General features: G+C 72.9%; 12 protein-coding genes. 5 read left to right on the top strand and 7 right to left on the bottom strand.

All coding sequences use genetic code 11. The features are described 5' to 3' along the window. Positions 1-14: 14 nt before the first annotated feature. On the bottom strand, positions 15-605 hold the full coding sequence (locus tag ACIP98_RS33110; RefSeq protein WP_319665679.1) for a GNAT family N-acetyltransferase: 591 nt from the start codon (positions 603-605) through the stop codon (positions 15-17). Between the two features lie 219 nt (positions 606-824). On the opposite strand from ACIP98_RS33110, the gene secA reads away from it, so the two are divergent. Next, a complete protein-coding gene (secA, locus tag ACIP98_RS33115) occupies positions 825-3,620 on the top strand; it encodes a preprotein translocase subunit SecA (RefSeq protein ID WP_319665680.1) in 2,796 nt (931 codons plus the stop codon). A 78-nt stretch (positions 3,621-3,698) separates the two neighbouring features. Here secA and ACIP98_RS33120 read toward each other — a convergent pair whose 3' ends face one another. Beyond that, a complete protein-coding gene (locus tag ACIP98_RS33120) occupies positions 3,699-4,100 on the bottom strand; it encodes an Rv3235 family protein (protein WP_319665681.1) in 402 nt (133 codons plus the stop codon). A gap of 137 nt (positions 4,101-4,237) precedes the next feature. Here ACIP98_RS33120 and ACIP98_RS33125 point away from each other — a divergent pair, with 137 nt between their 5' ends. After that, on the top strand, positions 4,238-4,744 hold the full coding sequence (locus ACIP98_RS33125) for a DUF6912 family protein (RefSeq protein WP_401979478.1): 507 nt from the start codon (positions 4,238-4,240) through the stop codon (positions 4,742-4,744). Positions 4,745-4,866: 122 nt separating this feature from the next. After that, positions 4,867-5,520 (top strand): HAD family hydrolase, encoded by a 654-nt coding sequence (locus tag ACIP98_RS33130; protein WP_319665683.1) that lies wholly within the window; start codon positions 4,867-4,869, stop codon positions 5,518-5,520. A gap of 35 nt (positions 5,521-5,555) precedes the next feature. On the opposite strand, the gene ACIP98_RS33135 is transcribed toward ACIP98_RS33130, so the two are convergent. Then, positions 5,556-6,122 (bottom strand): DJ-1/PfpI family protein, encoded by a 567-nt coding sequence (locus ACIP98_RS33135; protein WP_319665684.1) that lies wholly within the window; start codon positions 6,120-6,122, stop codon positions 5,556-5,558. Positions 6,123-6,372: 250 nt separating this feature from the next. Here ACIP98_RS33135 and ACIP98_RS33140 point away from each other — a divergent pair, with 250 nt between their 5' ends. Beyond that, the gene (locus ACIP98_RS33140) at positions 6,373-11,358 is read left to right on the top strand and encodes an NAD-glutamate dehydrogenase (protein WP_401979480.1); all 4,986 of its coding nucleotides are present in this window, start codon (positions 6,373-6,375) and stop codon (positions 11,356-11,358) included. A gap of 78 nt (positions 11,359-11,436) precedes the next feature. Here ACIP98_RS33140 and ACIP98_RS33145 read toward each other — a convergent pair whose 3' ends face one another. Further along, a complete protein-coding gene (locus ACIP98_RS33145; protein ID WP_401979482.1) occupies positions 11,437-12,963 on the bottom strand; it encodes a hypothetical protein in 1,527 nt (508 codons plus the stop codon). A gap of 95 nt (positions 12,964-13,058) precedes the next feature. Here ACIP98_RS33145 and ACIP98_RS33150 point away from each other — a divergent pair, with 95 nt between their 5' ends. Next, the gene (locus tag ACIP98_RS33150) at positions 13,059-13,409 is read left to right on the top strand and encodes a hypothetical protein (RefSeq protein ID WP_401979484.1); all 351 of its coding nucleotides are present in this window, start codon (positions 13,059-13,061) and stop codon (positions 13,407-13,409) included. A 26-nt stretch (positions 13,410-13,435) separates the two neighbouring features. Here ACIP98_RS33150 and ACIP98_RS33155 read toward each other — a convergent pair whose 3' ends face one another. The 3 genes from ACIP98_RS33155 to ACIP98_RS33165 form a co-directional block, all read right to left on the bottom strand. Next, positions 13,436-13,591 (bottom strand): hypothetical protein, encoded by a 156-nt coding sequence (locus ACIP98_RS33155; RefSeq protein ID WP_401979487.1) that lies wholly within the window; start codon positions 13,589-13,591, stop codon positions 13,436-13,438. 97 nt (positions 13,592-13,688) lie between these two features. After that, the gene (locus ACIP98_RS33160; RefSeq protein ID WP_401979488.1) at positions 13,689-17,300 is read right to left on the bottom strand and encodes a CDP-glycerol glycerophosphotransferase family protein; all 3,612 of its coding nucleotides are present in this window, start codon (positions 17,298-17,300) and stop codon (positions 13,689-13,691) included. A gap of 112 nt (positions 17,301-17,412) precedes the next feature. Continuing rightward, a complete protein-coding gene (locus tag ACIP98_RS33165; protein ID WP_319665689.1) occupies positions 17,413-19,725 on the bottom strand; it encodes a bifunctional glycosyltransferase family 2 protein/CDP-glycerol:glycerophosphate glycerophosphotransferase in 2,313 nt (770 codons plus the stop codon). Between the last annotated feature and the right edge of the window lie 41 nt (positions 19,726-19,766).

The raw sequence follows: 19,766 nt of genomic DNA on the forward strand, positions 1-19,766 counted from the left end.
CGTGGGGCGCGGGGTCACTCGCCCGGGTACGGCAGGTACGCCGTCGCGCCGCCCCTCCCGAGGTCGGAGGGGAGCAGTGAGCCGGTCCAGGCGTCCCGCCGGGTCCCTTGGTGGACGATCCGGGCGCGCAGGGTGCCCTCCATCCGGAAGCCCGCCTTGAGGGCGACCGCCCGGGAGCCGTGGTTGCCGGCCTCGGCGTACCACTCCAGTCGCTCGACGCCCAGGTCGGTCAGGGCCCAGCGGACCACGGCGGCGGCGGCCTCGGCGGTCAGGCCGCGGCCGCGGTGCTCCTTGGCGGTCCAGTAGCCGAGCTCGGCCTGGCGTTCCGCGCTGTGCAGTCGCTCCAGGCGCACCAGCCCCATGGCTCCCACGAGGCGCCCCTCGCCCCGGGTGACCACGGCGAAGTTGTAGACCAGGTCGTCGCGCCAGCCCTCGGTGCAGATGCGGCCGACGAAGTCCTCGGCGTGCTCGCGGGTGTACGGGGACGGCACCGAGGTCCAGCGCGGGATCTCGGGGTCCTGGCAGGCGGCGAGGACGGCGTCCGCGTCGTCCGGCCCGAAGGGGCGGAGCAGCAGGTGCTCGGTGGTGAGGGTTATCGGTTCCATGCGGCCTCCATGTGCGGGAGTATCCAGGAACGGGCGGTCGGTCACGACCGGATATCGCCTCTTGGGCGTGGTGGTTCGCGGGTGAGAACCGCCCGGCTTGATGACGGACCTCCCGGCCTGCTGGGGTCCTCGCTTACGATGGCCGTTGCAGCGGGGTGTGACCTGCTGTGCCCAGCGCGAGAACCCGTGCCAGGCCCGACCGGCAAGGAGCCAGCCTACGTGTCCGTCCTCAACAAGATCCTGCGTGCAGGCGAAGGCAAGATCCTGCGCAAGCTGCACCGCATCGCGGACCAGGTCAATTCCATTGAAGAGGACTTCGTCAACCTGACGGACGCCGAGCTGCGGGCCCTCACGGACGAGTACAAGCAGCGCTACGCCGACGGCGAGAGCCTGGACGACCTGCTCCCCGAGGCGTTCGCCACCGTCCGCGAGGCCGCCAAGCGCGTCCTGGGGCAGCGCCACTACGACGTCCAGCTGATGGGCGGCGCCGCCCTGCACCTCGGCTACGTCGCCGAGATGCGCACCGGCGAAGGAAAGACCCTGGTCGGCACGCTGCCGACGTATCTGAACGCGCTGTCCGGCAAGGGCGTGCACCTGATCACCACCAACGACTACCTCGCCGAGCGCGACTCGGAGTGGATGGGCCGGGTGCACCGCTTCCTGGGCCTGAAGGTCGGCTGCATCCTGGCGAACATGAACCCGGGGCAGCGCCGGGAGCAGTACGCCTGCGACATCACGTACGGCACCAACAACGAGTTCGGTTTCGACTACCTGCGCGACAACATGGCGTGGTCGAAGGACGAACTGGTGCAACGCGGCCATTACTTCGCGGTGGTGGACGAGGTGGACTCGATCCTCATCGACGAGGCCCGTACCCCGCTGATCATCTCGGGCCCGGCGGACCAGGCCACCAAGTGGTACTCGGACTTCGCGCGCCTGGTCACCCGCCTGAAGCCGGGCGAGGCCGGCAGCATGGGCAAGGCGGAGACCGGTGACTACGACTTCGACGAGAAGAAGCGCACCGTCGCGATCCACGAGAGCGGCGTCTCGAAGGTCGAGGACTGGCTGGGCATCGACAACCTCTACGAGTCGGTGAACACCCCGCTGGTGGGCTACCTGAACAACGCCATCAAGGCCAAGGAGCTCTACAAGAAGGACAAGGACTACGTCGTCATGGACGGCGAAGTCATGATCGTCGACGAGCACACCGGCCGTATCCTCGCCGGCCGCCGCTACAACGAGGGCATGCACCAGGCGATCGAGGCGAAGGAGGGGGTGGAGATCAAGGACGAGAACCAGACGCTCGCCACGATCACCCTCCAGAACTTCTTCCGCCTCTACGACAAGCTCTCCGGCATGACCGGTACGGCGATGACCGAGGCCGCCGAGTTCCACCAGATCTACAAGCTCGGCGTGGTCCCGATCCCGACGAACCGCCCCGTGAGCCGTCAGGACCGCGCGGACCTGATCTACCGCACGGAGGAGGCGAAGTTCGCGGCGGTCGTCGAGGACATCGTCGAGAAGCACGAGAAGGGCCAGCCGGTCCTGGTCGGCACGACCTCGGTGGAGAAGTCCGAGTACCTGTCGCAGCAGCTGAACAAGCGCGGCGTCCCGCACGAGGTGCTCAACGCCAAGCAGCACGAGCGTGAGGCGTCGATCGTCGCGCAGGCGGGCCGCAAGGGCGCCGTCACGGTGGCCACCAACATGGCCGGCCGCGGTACCGACATCAAGCTCGGCGGCAACCCCGACGACCTGGCCGAGGCGGAGCTGCGCCAGCGCGGCCTGGACCCGGTGGAGCACGTCGAGGAGTGGGCGCAGGCGCTGCCGGAGGCGCTGGAGCGCGCCGAGGCGGCGGTCAAGGCCGAGTTCGAGGAGGTCAAGGAGCTCGGCGGCCTCTATGTGCTGGGCACCGAGCGCCACGAGTCGCGGCGCATCGACAACCAGCTGCGCGGTCGCAGCGGCCGTCAGGGCGACCCGGGCGAGTCCCGCTTCTACCTCTCGCTCGGTGACGACCTGATGCGCCTGTTCAAGGCACAGATGGTGGAGCGCGTCATGGCGATGGCGAACGTGCCGGACGACGTGCCGATCGAGAACAAGATGGTCACCCGTGCCATCGCCTCCGCCCAGTCGCAGGTCGAGCAGCAGAACTTCGAGATCCGCAAGAACGTCCTGAAGTACGACGAGGTGCTCAACCGGCAGCGCGAGGTCATCTACGGCGAGCGCCGCCGCGTCCTGGAGGGCGAGGACCTGCACGAGCAGGTGCGTCACTTCATGGACGACACGATCGACGACTACATCGCGATCGAGACCGCCGAGGGCTTCGCCGAGGACTGGGACCTGGACCGGCTGTGGGGCGCCTTCAAGCAGCTCTACCCGATCACGGTGACCGTCGAGGACCTCGAGGACGCCGCCGGGGACCGGGCGGGCATCACCGCGGACTTCATCGCGGAGATGGTCAAGGACGACATCCACGAGCAGTACGACGCGCGGGAGAAGCAGCTCGGCTCGGAGATCATGCGCGAGCTGGAGCGGCGCGTGGTGCTGTCGGTGCTGGACCGCAAGTGGCGTGAGCACCTGTACGAGATGGACTACCTGCAGGAGGGCATCGGCCTGCGGGCGATGGCGCAGCGCGACCCGCTGGTGGAGTACCAGCGCGAGGGCTACGACATGTTCAAGGCCATGATGGACGGCATCAAGGAGGAGTCCGTCGGCTACCTGTTCAACCTGGAGGTCCAGGTCGAGCAGCAGGTCGAGGAGGTGCCGGTGGACGCCGGTGCCGAGGACGCGGTGCCGACGCTGGTCAAGCAGGACGCCCGTCCGGAGATCCGCGCCAAGGGCCTGGAGGCCCCGAAGCGGGCGGACCGGCTGCACTTCTCCGCCCCGACCGTCGACGGCGAGGGCGGCGTCGTGCAGGGCGAGTTCGACAACGGCGACGGCGACGTCCCCGAGTCGGACGGCCTGACCCGGGCGGAGCGCCGCCGCGCGGCCAAGGGCGGCCGGCGCCGCAAGAAGTAGGCGGCGACGGCGGAGCACATCCGCGGTGTCGCGCGCGGCCGGGGCCGGTCTCCTTCGGGAGGCCGGCCCCGGCGGCGTTCAGCGGGCCTCCACGGCGGTGCAGCGCCAGCAGCCGGGGCCGCCGCCCGGCCGAGTTCCGTCGCGCTCCAGGCGGAAGGCGAGCGCCCGCACGATGTCCGGGGCGAGGACGACGGCGGCGGCGACCTCGACGGCCCTGCCGTCGGAGGAGGGGGACACGTGCGGCCTCCTGAGCAGCCGCGGCGTGTGCCCGCGGGCGACGTAGGCCCAGTCGGTGCGGGTGTTCACCAGGTTCCACAGGTGGTCGTACGCCTCCGGGCGCACGCGTCCCGCCAGGCCGGCCACGGGCCGCCGTCCGGTGAGGACGTCCAGCAGCCGTCCGGCGAACCAGATGTGGGGCGGCAGGGCGGTGACGTTGTGTGCGCGAATGATCGCGCTGCGTGATGGTGTGGTGACAGGCATGTGCGGACCCCCGTGGTCTACCGATTGGTAACCGGGTTGTACGGGGGGCGCCGCCGGACGGGAAAGCCGGGCGGGGGCGGCGCGGGAGGCGGGCCGGGATTCACCTATCCGGGGTGCCGCGCACGTATGCTGACGCCATGCGCGTCTACATCCCCACGACCCTTCCCGGCCTGGCCGAGGCGCACAAGGCCGGTGAGCTGGGCCCCGCCCCGCTGGACGCCTTCGCGGTCACCCCGAGCCTGCGCGAGTGGTACGTCTCCGACGACATCGAGGAGCTGGAGTACGCCGCCCTGACCCGGGCCGCCCAGAGCTCGCTGCGGCAGCTGGCGCTCGCCCCGGACGCGCCGCGCCGCCGTGTCGTGCTCGCCGTGGACGTCGCCGACGCCGCCGTCTCCTTCGACCCCGACCGCGCCCTGGACCCCTCCGCCCTCGGCTCGGTCCGCCTGTCCGCGCCCGTGCCGATGGCGCGCGCCGCCGCCGTGCACGCGGACGCCGACGACGCCGAGCGGGACATCGCCGCGGCCGCGGACGCCCTGGGCGCGGCCGACGCCGGCGACGACGACGCGCGCTTCACGGTCGACGGAGCCGAGGACCACGAACTGCTCTGGTTCGCCACCCAGGAGATCCCCGCGCTGATCGCGTGACGCGTGACGCGTGACGCGTACCGCGCGGAGGGGTGTCCCGGGGACCCGATGTCTACGATGCGGCTTCGTATGTGACCTCGGCACTTGCCTTGGGCCGGGAGGGTCTGGGTACGGTTTCGGATGTGAACGCGCATCTGGTGTGGGACTGGAACGGCACGCTGCTCCACGACATCGACGCGGTGATCGAGGCGACGAATGCCTCCTTCGCCGAGATCGGCCTTCCGCGGATCACGCTGGAGCGCTACCGCGAGCTGTACTGCGTGCCCGTGCCGAGGTTCTACGAGCGGCTGATGGGACGCCTGCCCACCGAGGACGAGTGGGAGGTGATGGACGAGATCTTCCATCGCCACTACTGGGCCCTGGCCGGCACCTGCTGCCTCGCGGAGGGCGCCGCGGAGATCCTGGCCCGCCGGCGGTACGAGGGGCTCACCCAGTCCCTGTGCTCGCTGGCCCCGCACGAGCAGCTGATACCGATCCTGCGCACGCACGGCATCGAGAACCACTTCCTGCGCGTGGACGGCCGCACCGAGGGCAGCCACACCGGCAAGTCCGAGCAGATGGCCCGGCACCTGGCGGCCATGGACGGCATAGTCGCCGGCCGGGTCGTGGTCATCGGCGACGCGGTCGACGACGCGGTGGCCGCCCAGCACGTGGGCGCCCTGGCGGTGCTGTACACAGGCGGCTCGCACAGCCGGGCCAGCCTGGAGAAGGCCGGCGTCCCGGTCGTGGACACCCTGGTCGAGGCCGTGGAGACGGCCGAGGCCCTGGTCGCCTGAGGGCCCCGGCCGCCGGGGCGGACCCGGCGCCCGCCTCAGGTCACCGGCGCCTTGGACCGCAGCACGGTCAGGAACTCCCGCATCCACGAGGGGTGGTCCGGCCAGGCCCGCGAGGAGACCACCATGCCGTCCACGACGACGGCGGTGTCCTGGAAGCCGGCGCCCGCCGCCTCCATGTCCATCTCCAGCGCCGGGTAGGCGGTGACCCGGCGGCCGCTGAGGGCGCCCACCGCGGCCGTCAGCAGCGGTCCGTGGCAGATCTGGGCGACCGGCTTGTCGGCGTCGAAGAAGGCCTTGAGCACCTTGCGCAGCTCGGGGTCGTTGCGCAGGTACTCGGGGGCGCGCCCGCCGGGGACGACGACGGCCGCGTACGCGCCGGGGTCGACGTCGGCGAAGGACAGGTCCGCCTGCCAGGTGTAGCCCGGCTTCTCGGTGTAGGTGTCGAAGCCCTCCTCGAAGTCGTGCACGACGAACCGGAGCTTCTTGCGGGTGGGTGCCGCGATGTGCACCTCGTAACCCTCTTCGAGGAGTCGCTGGTACGGGTACATGACTTCGAGCGACTCGGCAGCGTCGCCGGTGACGATCAGGATCTTGGTGGCCATGACCGGGTTTCCCGTCCCTTCCCGTCGCGTGTGTAAACGTCTCGCTACGACCTCCGTACGGTCACCTCCTCAACCTGCACCCGTGCGGCCGGACTGTCCAGTTCGTCAAAGATTGGTTCGTGGTTTTGTACACAAAGAGCCCCTGACAGCCCCCCCGGCCGTAGCGATAGCCTTACAGCGTGATCAGCGCTGATCCATCGATCACCACGACCTACGTCACGCAACGGCGCGCGACAGGGAGCATGAGGACATGCAGACCAAGCTGGACGAAGCCAAGGCCGAGCTGCTGGAACGGGCGGCCCGCGTGGGCCCCGGACCTTCGGCGGGGGGAACGCCGGCTCCCGGCACGGCAGGGGCGGGCGACGGCCAGGGCCCGGTGAAGGAGGCGCTGGACTCCTTCCTGCAGCGCTACTACCTGCACAGCGCCCCCGAGGACCTCCTCCACCGCGACCCGGTGGACGTCTACGGCGCCGCGCTGTCCCACTACCGCCTCGCCGAGGTCCGCCCGCAGGGCACCGCGAACGTCCGCGTGCACACGCCCTCGGTCGAGGAGAACGGGTGGACGTGCAGCCACACCGTCGTCGAGGTGGTCACCGACGACATGCCCTTCCTCGTCGACTCCGTCACCAATGAGCTGTCCCGGCAGGACCGCGCGATCCACGTGGTCGTCCACCCGCAGATGCTGGTCCGCCGCGACCTGACCGGCAACCTGCTGGAGGTGCTGGAGGCCGTCCCCGGCGACGGCGCCCAGCTGCCGCACGACGTGCTGACCGAGTCCTGGATCCACGTCGAGATCGACCGCGAGACCGACCGCGAGGACCTCAAGCAGATCGGCGCCGACCTGCGCCGCGTGCTGTCCGACGTCCGTGAGGCCGTCGAGGACTGGCAGAAGATGCGCGACGGCGCGCTGCGCATCGCCGACGAGCTGGCCGCGACCCCGCCGCCGCTGCCCGAGCAGGAGGTCGGCGAGGCCTGGGAGCTGCTGCGCTGGCTGTCGGACGACCACTTCACCTTCATCGGCTACCGGGAGTACGCGCTCACCACGGAGAGCACCCCCGAGGGCCAGGAGGACGTGCTCACCGCGGTGCCCGGCACCGGGCTCGGCATCCTGCGCTCCGACCCGCACCACCACGACGCCGAGGGCCGCCACAACGCCCACCCGGTGTCGCCGTCGTTCAACCGGCTCCCCGTCGACGCCCGCAAGAAGGCCCGTGAGCAGCGGCTGCTGATCATCACCAAGGCGAACAGCCGGGCCACCGTGCACCGGCCGTCGTACCTGGACTACATCGGCGTGAAGAAGTTCGACGCCGACGGCAACGTCATCGGCGAGCGCCGCTTCCTCGGCCTGTTCTCCTCGGCCGCGTACACCGAGTCGGTGCGCCGGGTCCCGGTGATCCGCCGCAAGGTCGCCGAGGTGCTGGAGGGCGCCGGCGTCTCGCCGGACAGCCACGACGGCCGCGACCTGCTGCAGATCCTGGAGACCTACCCGCGCGACGAGCTGTTCCAGACCTCGCCGGACGAACTGCGCGAGACCGTCACCAGCGTGCTGTACCTGCAGGAGCGCCGCCGGCTGCGGCTGTTCCTGCGGCAGGACGAGTACGGGCGCTACCTGTCCGCGCTGGTCTACATGCCGCGCGACCGCTTCACCACGGCGGTCCGGCTGCGGCTGACGGACATCCTCAAGGAGGAACTGAACGGCGTCACGGTCGACTTCACCGCCTGGAGCACCGAATCGGTGCTCTCCCGGCTGCACTTCGTGGTCCGGGTCGCCCCCGGCACGCGGCTGCCGCAGCTGAGCGACGGCGACGTCGAGCGGATCGAGGCCCGGCTGACCGAGGCCGTGCGTTCCTGGGCCGACGGCTTCGCCGAGGCGCTGAACGCCGAGTGCGGCGAGGAACGCGCCGCCGAGATGAACCGCCGCTACGCGCACGCCTTCCCCGACGGCTACCGCGCCGACTTCACCCCGCGTGCCGCCGTCGCCGACCTGCAGCACCTGGAGCGGCTCAACGGCGAGGACTTCTGCCTCAGCCTGTACGAGCCGGTCGGTGCCGCCCCCGGCGAGCGCCGCTTCAAGATCTACCGCACCGGTGCGCCGGTCTCGCTGTCCGCCGTGCTGCCGGCGCTGCAGCGGCTGGGCGTCGAGGTCACCGACGAGCGCCCCTACGAGCTGCGCCGCACGTCCTCCTCGTCGCAGGCCGGCGAGGAGGGCGCGGGACGCGCCTGGATCTACGACTTCGGGCTGCGGATCGACCCCAAGCTCGGCGACCTCGGGTACGACGCCCGCGAGCGCTTCCAGGACGCCTTCACCGCGACCTGGACCGGTCAGGCCGAGAACGACGGCTTCAACTCGCTGGTGCTGAGCGCCGGTCTCAGCTGGCGGCAGGCGATGATGCTGCGCGCCTACGCCAAGTACCTGCGGCAGGCCGGCACGGCCTTCTCGCAGGACTACATGGAGGACACCCTCCGCAACAACGTCCACACCACCCGGCTGCTGGTCAACCTCTTCCAGGCGCGGCTCTCCCCGGACCACCAGCGGGCCGGCAGCGAGCTGACCGACGCCCTGCTGGAGGAGGTGGACGCCGCCCTGGAGCAGGTCGCGAGCCTGGACGAGGACCGCATCCTGCGTTCCTTCCTCACCCTGATCAAGGCGACGCTGCGCACCAACTACTTCCAGCGCGCCGAGGGCGGCAGGCCGCACGCCTACCTGTCGATGAAGTTCGACCCGCAGGCGATCCCGGACCTGCCCGCGCCGCGCCCGGCGTACGAGATCTGGGTCTACTCCCCGCGGGTGGAGGGCGTGCACCTGCGCTTCGGCAAGGTCGCCCGCGGCGGCCTGCGCTGGTCCGACCGGCGCGAGGACTTCCGCACCGAGGTGCTCGGCCTGGTCAAGGCGCAGATGGTGAAGAACACCGTCATCGTGCCGGTCGGCGCCAAGGGCGGCTTCGTCGGCAAGCGGCTGCCCGACCCCGCGGCCGACCGCGACGCGTGGCTGGCCGAGGGCATCGCCTCGTACAAGACCTTCATCTCCGGCCTGCTCGACATCACCGACAACCTGGTGGGCGGCCAGGTCGTGCCGCCCGCCGACGTGGTGCGCCACGACGGCGACGACACCTACCTGGTGGTCGCGGCCGACAAGGGCACCGCGTCGTTTTCCGACATCGCCAACGAGGTCGCCGACTCCTACGGCTTCTGGCTCGGCGACGCGTTCGCCTCCGGCGGCTCGGTCGGCTACGACCACAAGAAGATGGGCATCACCGCCCGCGGCGCGTGGGAGTCCGTCGAGCGGCACTTCCGCGAGATGGGCCACGACACCCAGAACGAGGACTTCACGGTCGTCGGCGTCGGCGACATGTCCGGTGACGTCTTCGGCAACGGCATGCTGCTCAGCGAGCACATCCGGCTGGTCGCCGCCTTCGACCACCGGCACATCTTCATCGACCCTCAGCCCGACGCGGTGACCTCCTACGCCGAGCGCCGCCGGATGTTCGAGCTGCCGCGCTCCTCGTGGGCGGAGTACGACGCGAAGCTGATCTCGCACGGCGGCGGGATCTTCCCGCGCAGCGCCAAGGCGATCACGATCACCCCGCAGATCCGCAAGGCGCTCGGCATCGAGCAGCCGGTGGCGAAGATGACCCCGGCCGACCTGATGAAGGCGATCCTCAAGGCCCCGGTGGACCTGCTGTGGAACGGCGGTATCGGCACCTACGTCAAGTCGTCCGCCGAGTCGCACCTGGACGTCGGCGACAAGGCCAACGACGCCATCCGCGTGAACGGCGCCGAGGTGCGCGCCAAGGTCATCGGCGAGGGCGGCAACCTGGGCCTGACCCAGCTCGGCCGCATCGAGTTCGCCCTGGCCGGGGGCCGGGTCAACACCGACGCCATCGACAACAGCGCCGGGGTGGACGCCTCCGACCACGAGGTCAACATCAAGATCCTGCTCAACGCGGTCGTCGCCGAGGGCGACATGACGGTCAAGCAGCGCAACACCCTGCTGGCCGAGATGACCGACGAGGTCGGTTCCCTGGTGCTGCGCAACAACTACGCGCAGAACGTCGCGCTGGCCAACAGCATGGCGCAGGCCCCCAGTCTGCTCCACGCCCACCAGCGCTTCATCCGCCGGCTGGTGCGCGACGGCATGCTGGACCGGGCGCTGGAGTTCCTGCCCACGGACCGGCAGATCCGCGAGCGGCTGGCCGCCGGCCAGGGGCTGACCCAGCCGGAGCTCGCCGTCCTGCTGGCCTACACCAAGATCACCGCCGCGGAGGAACTGCTCGCCACCGACCTGCCGGACGACCCGTACCTGCGGCGGCTGCTGGACGCGTACTTCCCGAAGGCGCTGGGCGAGCGCTTCTCCGCGCAGATCGACGCCCACGCGCTGCGCCGCGAGATCATCACGACGGTGCTGGTCAACGACACCGTCAACACCGGTGGCAGCACCTTCCTCCACCGCTTCAAGGAGGAGACCGGCGCCACCAGCGAGGAGATCGTCCGGGCGCACACCGCGGCCCGCGCGATCTTCGGGCTGAGCCGGATCTGGGACGACGTCGAGGCGCTCGACAACGTCGTGCCGGCCGATGTCCAGACCCGCGTGCGGCTCCACTCGCGGCGGCTGGTGGAGCGGGCCTCGCGCTGGCTGCTCAACAACCGGCCGCAGCCGCTGCGGATCGCCGAGACCATCGAGTTCTTCCACGACGGGGTCACCCGGGTCTGGGCCGAGCTGCCCAAGCTGCTGCGCGGCGCGGACCTGGAGTGGTACCAGTCGATCCACGACGAGCTGACCGGCGCGGGCGTGCCGGAGGAACTGGCCACCAAGGTGGCCGGGTTCTCCTCCGCCTTCCCGGCGCTGGACATCGTGGACGTCGCCGACCGCAGCGGCAAGGACCCGCTGGCGGTGGCCGAGGTCTACTACGACCTGGCCGACCGCCTGCAGATCACCCAGCTGCTGGACCGCATCATCGAGCTGCCGCGCGCCGACCGCTGGCAGTCGATGGCCCGTGCCTCCATCCGTGAGGACCTGTTCGCCGCGCACGCCGCGCTGACGGCGGACGTGCTGTCGGTGGGCAACGGCTCCTCCACCCCGGAGCAGCGGTTCAAGAAGTGGGAGGAGGCCAGGGGCGCCCTGGTCGCCCGGGCCCGCACCACCCTGGACGAGATCCAGGGGTCGGAGGCGTTCGACCTGGCGAACCTTTCGGTGGCGATGCGGACCTTCCGCACGCTGCTGCGCACGCACCACTGACGGTCCCCGCGAGGGCCGCGGCACAACGGGAGGGGCCGGGGGAGATCCCCCGGCCCCTCCCGTGCGGTCGGCGCCCGGTCACCCGATCCGGTACAGCCGTTCGTGCGTGCGCGGGCCGGTGGCGACCAGGGAGGTGCCCGGCGGGACCGGGGCCTTGGGAGCCGTCATGATCCAGCGGACGTGGTAGCGGCGGGCGATGGCCTGCCGCAGGTCCGGCGCGGTCGTAGGGGCCAGGAAGGTGCGGACGTCGGCGGCGCGGCGCCCCCGCTCAGCCGCCGTGGTCGACGGGTCGGGCCAGGTGGGGGCGACCAGGAACGCGCCGTAGGCCGGCATCACGTGGGAGGGACCGTAGGCGTCGGTCAGGACGACGTCGCCGACCGCCACGTGCCGCTGCGCCCACTGGTAGCTCGGCCAGTGGTTCAGCCGCTGCAGGTGCACCGCAGGCGGCACGTAGCGCTTCGGGACGATCGCACCGGCCTGCGCCACCAGGCCGACGCAGGCCGCCACGGCGGCGAGCGGTGCCAGCACCGTGCGCAGCAGCGTCCACGGCGGGGCCTCGGCGAGCTCGACCGCCAGCGCGAACTGCAGCGGCACCAGCAGCAGGCCGAAGATCCGCCCGTAGGAGTACTCGCCGCTGAACCAGCCGTACGCGGCCACCGCGCAGTCCCCGGCGAACATCAGCACCAGCGGGTCCAGCGGGTTCAGCCGCAGCCGGTACAGCAGCGCCGGCAGGCCCGCCAGGGCGAGCCCGTACCACTGCCACAGGTCGCCGTAGAGCTGCCGGTGGATCCCGTCCACCGTCGGGTCGCCGAGCAGCGCGGAGACACTGAAGTACGGCCACCACCCGGCCACCGCGAAGGCGACGGCGGCGGTCAGCGCCCAGCGGCCCAGGATCCCGGCGACGATCGGGGTCTGCTGCAGGCCGAGCACCAGGGCGGCCACGCCGATGACGGCGCCCATCGCGGTGAACGGGTGGACGAGCAGGATGACGCCGAGCAGCAGTCCGAGCCCGGTGTGCAGCCACGGGCCGCCGACGCCGCGCCGCGCGGTGCGCGCGGTGATCGCCCACGCCCAGAAGGTCAGGCCGATCGCGAACGCGCTCGGGTAGGTCAGCCCGCGGGTCATCGACTGCAGTGAGAGGAAGCCGCTCCACTCCTTGTGCTCCGGCCCCCACAGCAGCACGAACGCCGCCAGTGCCAGGACCGGCGCCCAGCGGCGGGTGCTGAGGGTGCGGGTGAAGGCGCCGATGCCGGTGACGACCAGGGCGAGGTTGAGCGGGCCGCAGGCCTTCAGCAACTGCCAGCCCGGCACGCCGGTGAGCTTGCTCAGCAGCCCCAGCAGCACCGTGTACGGGGTGAAGTAAGGGCTGCCGGTGCCGGGCATGTCGAGCAGCGGGTTGGACGGGTGCCGCCAGTCCGCCGCGATCCGCTCGATCGCGGCGGCGTGCTGCCCGAAGTCGGCGGCCGGTACGGCGTCCCAGGTCTTCAGGGCCACCACCAGCCAGAACAGGGTGCCCAGAATCAGGTACGGCGAGGGGCGCCGCACCCGGCGCAGCTCGTAGGTCTGGATGCGCCAGTCCCGCTGGGTCGTCAGAACGCCGGTCACGCAGCCCTCCCGGCCGTCGTCAGCTCGTCACCACGATGTTCGATCGTGGCACGCGGTGCTGCATCCCCGGCGGGTCCGTACGGGGACGTGTCCGCGTGCGGCCACCCGTTCGTGGGAGGGGCTACGGCCGACTGGCGGCCTCCCCGTGCGGCGGCCGGGGCGCGGGTGCCCGCCCGCTGCGGCGCCGCCGGTACTCCGGCAGCACGTGGTCCGGGCGGGAGATCCGCTCCGCGGTGGGCACCGTCGTGTACGGGACCGGGGCGCTCGCGGACGCCGTCGCCGAAGGCGAAGCCGTGCCCCCGGCGCAAGCCCCTGCGGTGGACCCGGTGGGAGGCGATCGCGAACAGCCCCAGGAACTCCGGGCGTTCGGTGACCGGAAGGCCTCGGTGCCGGCGGAGGACGGCAGGTCCCGCACACGGCTCTTCCCGGCGGTGTCCCACCGGTAGGTGCGCGCATGGTCGAGGTGAGGAGGTCAGGGGCGCCGTCCTGGCGCGGCCGCCGTGCGGCCGCCGCCGGCGACCCGGGGCAGGGTGTCGTCGCCGTCGAGGAGGAACAGGGGCTCCCCGGTGGCCCGTTCGGCGTCGGTGCCGCGGGACCGCCCGGCGCCCGGGTCGCGCTCGTGGTGCACCGCGACGACCCGCGGTTCCCGGGGCCGGCGACGGGCTGGGGCGGCACCGGGTCCACGGCAGGCGCGGGGGGAGCGCGGGGACCGGCGGACGGACCGTTCAGCGGCGTGCGGTGCCGCCGAGGCCGAGCAGGCGGTCGGTGGCGCGGGCGGCGGCCCCGCCGTCGTCGAGGTGGCAGAAGGTCGCGCGGAAGTGGGCGTACGCGTCGGCGCTGTGCCGTGCCACGGTGTCCAGGTCGCGCAGCGCGCCGGCGACCTCGGCGGTGGAGTGCAGCAGCGGACCGGGCGCCTGGGCCTCGAAGTCGGGGTAGAAGCCGCGCAGGGTGTCGCGGACGTGCTCCAGGTCGGGCACGAGGAAGAGCATCGGGCGGCCGGTGTTGGCGAAGTCCGCGGCGAGCGAGGCGTAGTCGGTGACCAGCACGTCGGCGAGCAGCAGCAGTTCGGCCGCGTCGGGGTGCGCGGACACGTCGCGGACGAAGCCGGAGCGGCCCGGCCGCAGCCGGTCGGCGACCATCGGGTGCGAGCGGTACAGCAGCACGTGGTCCCTGCCGAGGGCGGCCTCGGCGCCCGCCAGGTCCAGGTGGGGGGAGCGGCGGTAGTGGCCGGCGTCGTACGCCCGGTCGTCGCGGCGCGTCGGGGCGTAGAGCACCACGGTGCGGCCCCGCGGGATGCCCAGCCGGTCCCGCAGCGAGGCGGCGATCTTGTCGCGGTCGTCGGCGAACAGCACGTCGGTGCGCGGCAGTCCGGTCTCGGCGACCTCCCCGTCGAAGGCGAGCGCCGTGCGCAGCGCGCCCGTGCTGTGCGCGTTCGGCGACAGCAGCACGCTCCACTGCCGGCCCGTGTCGCGCGGCGGGCGCGGCAGGTGGGCGAGCTCCGCGCACAGGGTGCCGGCCAGGTCGCGGCCGGTGCGCTTGACCGGAGCGCCGTGCCAGGTCTGCAGCACCCGCTGGTCGGGGCGGCGGACGAACCACGGCGGCAGGTGCGTGTTGGTGACCACGTAGCGGCTGCGCGCCAGCGCCTCGTACCAGGCGGCGCTGTGCAGGACCACGGGCCGCGCGGTACCGGGCGGCACCGCCTGGCCGTCCCGCACCACCCACAGGTGCTCCAGTTGGTCGGCCTCGCGGCGGCGCAGCAGTTCCTCGTGGACCGCGCGCGGGGAGTCGCCGCTGCTGCGGCCGTCGAAGGAGCTGTAGAGCACGGTGTCGCGGCGCGGCAGGCCCCGGGTGCGCGGGTAGTGCGTCTCGCGCAGCACGCGCTGCCGGTAGGGGCCGCGCTGCGGCTCCGGCACGGTCGCTCCGGCCTCCACGAACAGCCGGTCGTGCCGGTGCCGGTCCACGGTGAACGCCTTGCCGCCGGAGCCCGCCGCCATCGGCAGCGCGTCGAACGCCGCGGGGGCCACCCGCACGGGCGCGTCGTGCCCGCCGGCCCGCAGCCACAGGTCCCAGCGGCCCTCGGCCAGCGGCACGGTCCCGGCGAGGGTCTCGATGCGGCCGGGGCGCACGGTCACGGTGAAGCGGCGCCCGTCGCGGTGCCGGGCCCGGCCCGCCGGGGCCGGCGACGCGGCCGCGCTGTCCAGGCGTACGGGGAAGGCGTGCTCGGCGCTGAACGTGCCGTGCCGCAGGACCAGTTCGGCCCGGCCGGGCGGGGTGTCCGGCGCCAGCCGGCCGGTGAGGACGAGCGCGCCCTCGGCGGTCCAGCCGACGGCGTCCACGACCGGCTGGGGTGTGCGGTCGCGCAGCACCAGCCGGCCTGCGGCGTCGGCCTCGACCAGCAGCTCGCGGTGGACACCGGCGAACCGGGCGTCCGTGCCGAGCGGGTAGTGGCCGGCCGGCAGGTCCCCGTCGAGATGGACCGGGTCGGTGCGGCCCGGCCGCATCAGGACGGCCTCCCACGTCTCGGTGGTCTCCGGGGCGATCTGCCGGGGGCCGGGTTCCAGCGCGGGCCGGGCGTCCCCGAGGTCGGCGAGGCGCACGCGGACCCGGCGGACGCCGTGGTCCGCGTCCTGGACCGGATACGTGAGGACCGCCCGCGTCGAGGCGAGCGTCAGGCGCAGCGCGGTGGCGTCCGGCGCGCCGGTGACGTCCAGCTCCACCGTCTGGTCGGGGCCCGCCCGGTGGTCCACCACTGTCCGGGTCACCGGGTCCACCGACAGGTGCAGCCGTCCCGCCCGGTGGTACGGCACCACCCGGGTCCCGTCGCCCGCCGGGTACGACTGCGGGGAGGCACCGGAACCGAGGTCCGCGGCGCGCAGTCCCGCCGTGCGGATGACACCTCGCGCGGCGACGACCACCGCGATCCGCCACCTGCCGGGCCGCAGCCGTGCCGGGTCGACGGTGATCTCGAAGCCCGACCAGTCGTAGCAGTGTTCCTCCTGGCGGGAGCCGACGGTCGCGGCCGGTTCCTGGTGGATGCGCACCGGCAGCAGCAGGACCTTGACCCGGCGCCGCCGCCCGCTGAGCGCGACGGCGGTGATGTGGGCGTCGCCGGGCTGCCCGGCGTCGATGTTGCGCAGGTAGGCGTGGCCGCGCAGCACCAGCCGGCCGTTCTCCCGGGACACTTCGGCGACCTCGGCGTGCACGGACAGGTCGGCGCGGCGCAGCCGCACCACGGAGGGGGGCAGTGCCATCGGGGTGCCGTCCGCGGCGGCGACCACCGCGCGCTTGCGCAGCGGCGGCCCGGCGACCGTGAACCCGGACGGATTGGCGCGCTGGTGGTCCAGGAACGCGACGAGGTCGTCGAGCCGGTCCTTGGCGACCAGGTGCCAGATGATCCGCTGCGCGACGGGGAGTTCGGGGAAGACGCCGGGGTCGGCACGGCTGAGGAAGTCCCGGCAGCGCTCCATGAACACCCGCCGGTACTCCGGTCCCGCGATCGGCAGCGCCTCGACGAGGTCCTGCAGGTCGTCGGTGAGCACCGAGCGGTCGTAGGCGCGCTTGTACGCGCCCCGGGCGGGGTGCGCCGGGTCGGCGAGGAAGCGGCTGACCGAGTCGACGGCCGCGACGCGGTCCGCCGCGCCGCGCGCGCCCCGCACGCCTCGCACCTCGGTGCGCCGCCCGGCGGCCGAACCCTCGTGGACCCGCCGGTAGTGGACGTGGTCGTGCAGGACGTCCACGGCCTCGGCGAGGAAGTGCGCGCGAAGGGTGAGCGGGGCGTCCTCGTACTGCAGGTCCTCGGGGAAGGCGAGGTGGTGCCGCTCCCAGAAGTCACGCCGGAAGACCTTGTTCCAGGCGGCCCGGTCGGAGAGCAGCGCCGGGTCCCGGGTGACATGGGTGCGCGGCACGGTGCGGCTCGTGTCGCGCCGCGGCCAGGCCTCTTCGCGGCCGTCCTCGGTGAGCCGCCAGGCGTTGCCGGTGGCGAAGTCCGAGCTGGAGGCGTCCAGCATCCGCACCAGCGTCTCGTACGCGCGCGGCGGCAGGACGTCGTCGCCGTCGAGGAAGGCGAGGTAGGAGGTGGCCGGATCGGCGTGCCGGACACCGGTGTTGCGGGCGTGGCCCAGGCCCGCGGCTTCCTGGCGGACCAGCCGGAAGCGGGGGTCGCGGTCGGCGAAGGAGCGCGCGATCTCGGCGCCGGCGTCCGTGGAACCGTCGTCCACGACCACCACGTCGAGCGCGTCGAGGGTCTGCGCGGCCACCGAGGCAAGGCACTCCGCCACGTGCGCCTCGACGTTGTGGACCGGGACGACGACGGTGAGGCGGGGCGTGCGCGGGGCCATCGGCTGACGTCACCCTTTCCGGGTACGGGCGGTGTGCGGGGACGAGGAGTTCAACTCGCCCCGGCCGCGTCGGTCACCTCCTCTGAGCCGAACGGGTGAACCGCTGGGGACGTCAGGCGCCGGGCGCCGGGTCGCGGGTCTGGTCGTACACCCCGCCGGGCTCCTGCGCGCAGGCCTGCGCCCGGGCCTGCGCCCGGACCTGCTCATGGGCCCGGTCCGGGGCGGGGGCCGGGCGGCGGCCCCGCGCGGGAGCAATCGGGGGCAGGCCGCCCGGCTCGCCCAGGAAGACCCGGCGCACGACCCGCTCGGCGGCCTGCCCGTCGTCCCACGGGCAGTAGCGCTCCCGGAAGGCGGCGCGCAGCCGGGTGGACAGCGGGCCGCGCCAGGCGCCGGTGCGCAGGATGTCGAGAAGTTCGTCCCCGGACCCGGCGACCAGCCCCGGCGGCTCCGCGGTGATGTCGAGATAGGCGCCGCGCGCGATCCGGTACGCCGTCCAGTCCTCGGCGTGCACGACCACCGGCCGGTCCAGGACGGCGTAGTCGAACATCAGGGACGCGTAGTCGGTGATCAGCCCGTCGGATGCCAGGCACAGCTCCTGCACGCTCCGATGCGCGGAGACGTCGAGCACGTTGCCCGGCAGGTCCTCGGGGAGGCCGGCCGCGCATCCGCGGTCCGGGTGCTCGCGCGGTGCCCGGTACAGGATCATGAATCCCGGGCCGAGTTCCCGGCCCAGCCGGGCCGGGTCGGCGGGCGGGCGGAAGCCGTGCCGGTGGTCGCGGTGGGCCGGGGCGTACAGCAGGGCCGTGACGCCCTCGGGCAGCCCGAGGGCGGCGCGCAGCCGCAGCACGTCGTCCGCGGAGGCCCGGAGCAGCACGTCGTTGCGGGGCTGGCCGTACTCCAGGGTGACGTAGCCGGCCGGGTAGGCGCGCTCCCAGACCACCGAGGAGTGCGGGTTGGCGGACAGGCAGTAGTCCCAGCGGTCGGTGTGGGCGAGCATGCGCGCGAAGTCCCGGCCGGCCGAGGCGGCGGGGTCGCCGTGCACGTCCAGTCCCATGTGGCCGAGCGGGGTGCCCTGGTGGGTGTGCAGGTTCACCTGGCCGGGGCGCTTGACGTACGCGTGCGGGAAGTTGACGTTGTTGACCAGGTACGTGGCCCGGGCCAGCGCCGTCCAGTACGCGGGCGAGTCCGGCTGGAGGCGGCGCACCCCGGGCGGCAGCGTTCCGGCGTGCTCCTCGGTGGTGATCCAGGCCGTGCGCAGGTGCGGGGCGAGGCCGCGGACGGCGGTCTCCAGGGCGGCGGGGTTGCAGGCGTAGCCGCCGTACCGGTCGGCGGCGAAGACGGCCGACCGCGGGTCGAGGGGCCGCCGCCGCTGCAGGCGGTAGTGCGCCCGCAGGGCCGCCGTGCGGACGGTGAGACGGGCGGCCCCGGCCAGCGCGCGCAGCCGCCCGCGCAGCGCGCCCGCGGCCCGCACCGCGTCGAAGACGTGGCGGGCGCCGAGCCGCACCAGCAGCCGCCGGGGCTCGCCGCCGCGCCCGGGGCGGCCGGCCTCCGGGGGCCGCAGCCGGCGCAGGAGCAGACCGCAGCGCTTGAAATAGGCGGCGCGCGACGAACGGGGCAGCCGGTCGGCGCTGTTGTAGATCAGCAGCAGGTGGTCGGCCATCCGCCGGAAGAGCGCGGGCCGCCACGGGTCGTGCGCGGGGTGGCGGTCGAGGAAGGCGAAGAGCCGCTCGTACTGCTCGAAGACGTCGAAGTGGCGGGTGCTGGTGGTGCGCGGGACGCTGCCGTGGCGGCGCTGCCGGTCGTGCACGCAGACCCGGTCCAGCACGGCGACGCTGCCGGCGCCGAGCAGCGCGGGGTACGTGAAGGGCACGTCCTCGTACCAGCCGGGCGGGAAGGACAGGCCGCGCCGCTGGACGAACTCCCGCCGGTAGGCCTTGTTCCACGCCACCGGCAGCAGGCGCAGCAGACCGGGCCGGTCGGCGAGGGGACCGGGCGGCGGCCCGGCGTGGGAGAGCGGGCCGGCGTGGCGGCCGCGGACGACGCGGCCGTCCCAGTACGTGCGGGCGTGGTCGAAGACCAGCACGTCGGGTTCGGCGGTCTCGGCCAGCCGGTCGGCCACGGCCCGCAGCGTGCCGGGTGTGAGGGTGTCGTCGCCGTCGAGGAAGAGCAGGTAGTCGCCGGTGGCGTGGGCGATGCCGGCGTTGCGGGCCCGCCCGGGGCCCACGTTCTCGGCCAGGTGCACGGCGGTGACCCGGTGGTCGCGGGCCGCGTAGGACTCGACGACCGCGCCGCAGCCGTCGGGGGAGCGGTCGTCGACGGCGATCAGCTCGACGTCGGTGAAGCTCTGCCCGAGCACCGACTCCAGGCACTCGTGCAGATAGGCCTGCACCTTGTGGACGGGCACGATGACGCTGAACCGGGGCAAGGCAGCACATCCGTAGGATCGACGTACGCGGCTTATGCCCG

The organism is Streptomyces sp. NPDC088354 (genome assembly GCF_044753585.1).
In the GTDB taxonomy this organism is placed as follows: domain Bacteria; phylum Actinomycetota; class Actinomycetes; order Streptomycetales; family Streptomycetaceae; genus Actinacidiphila.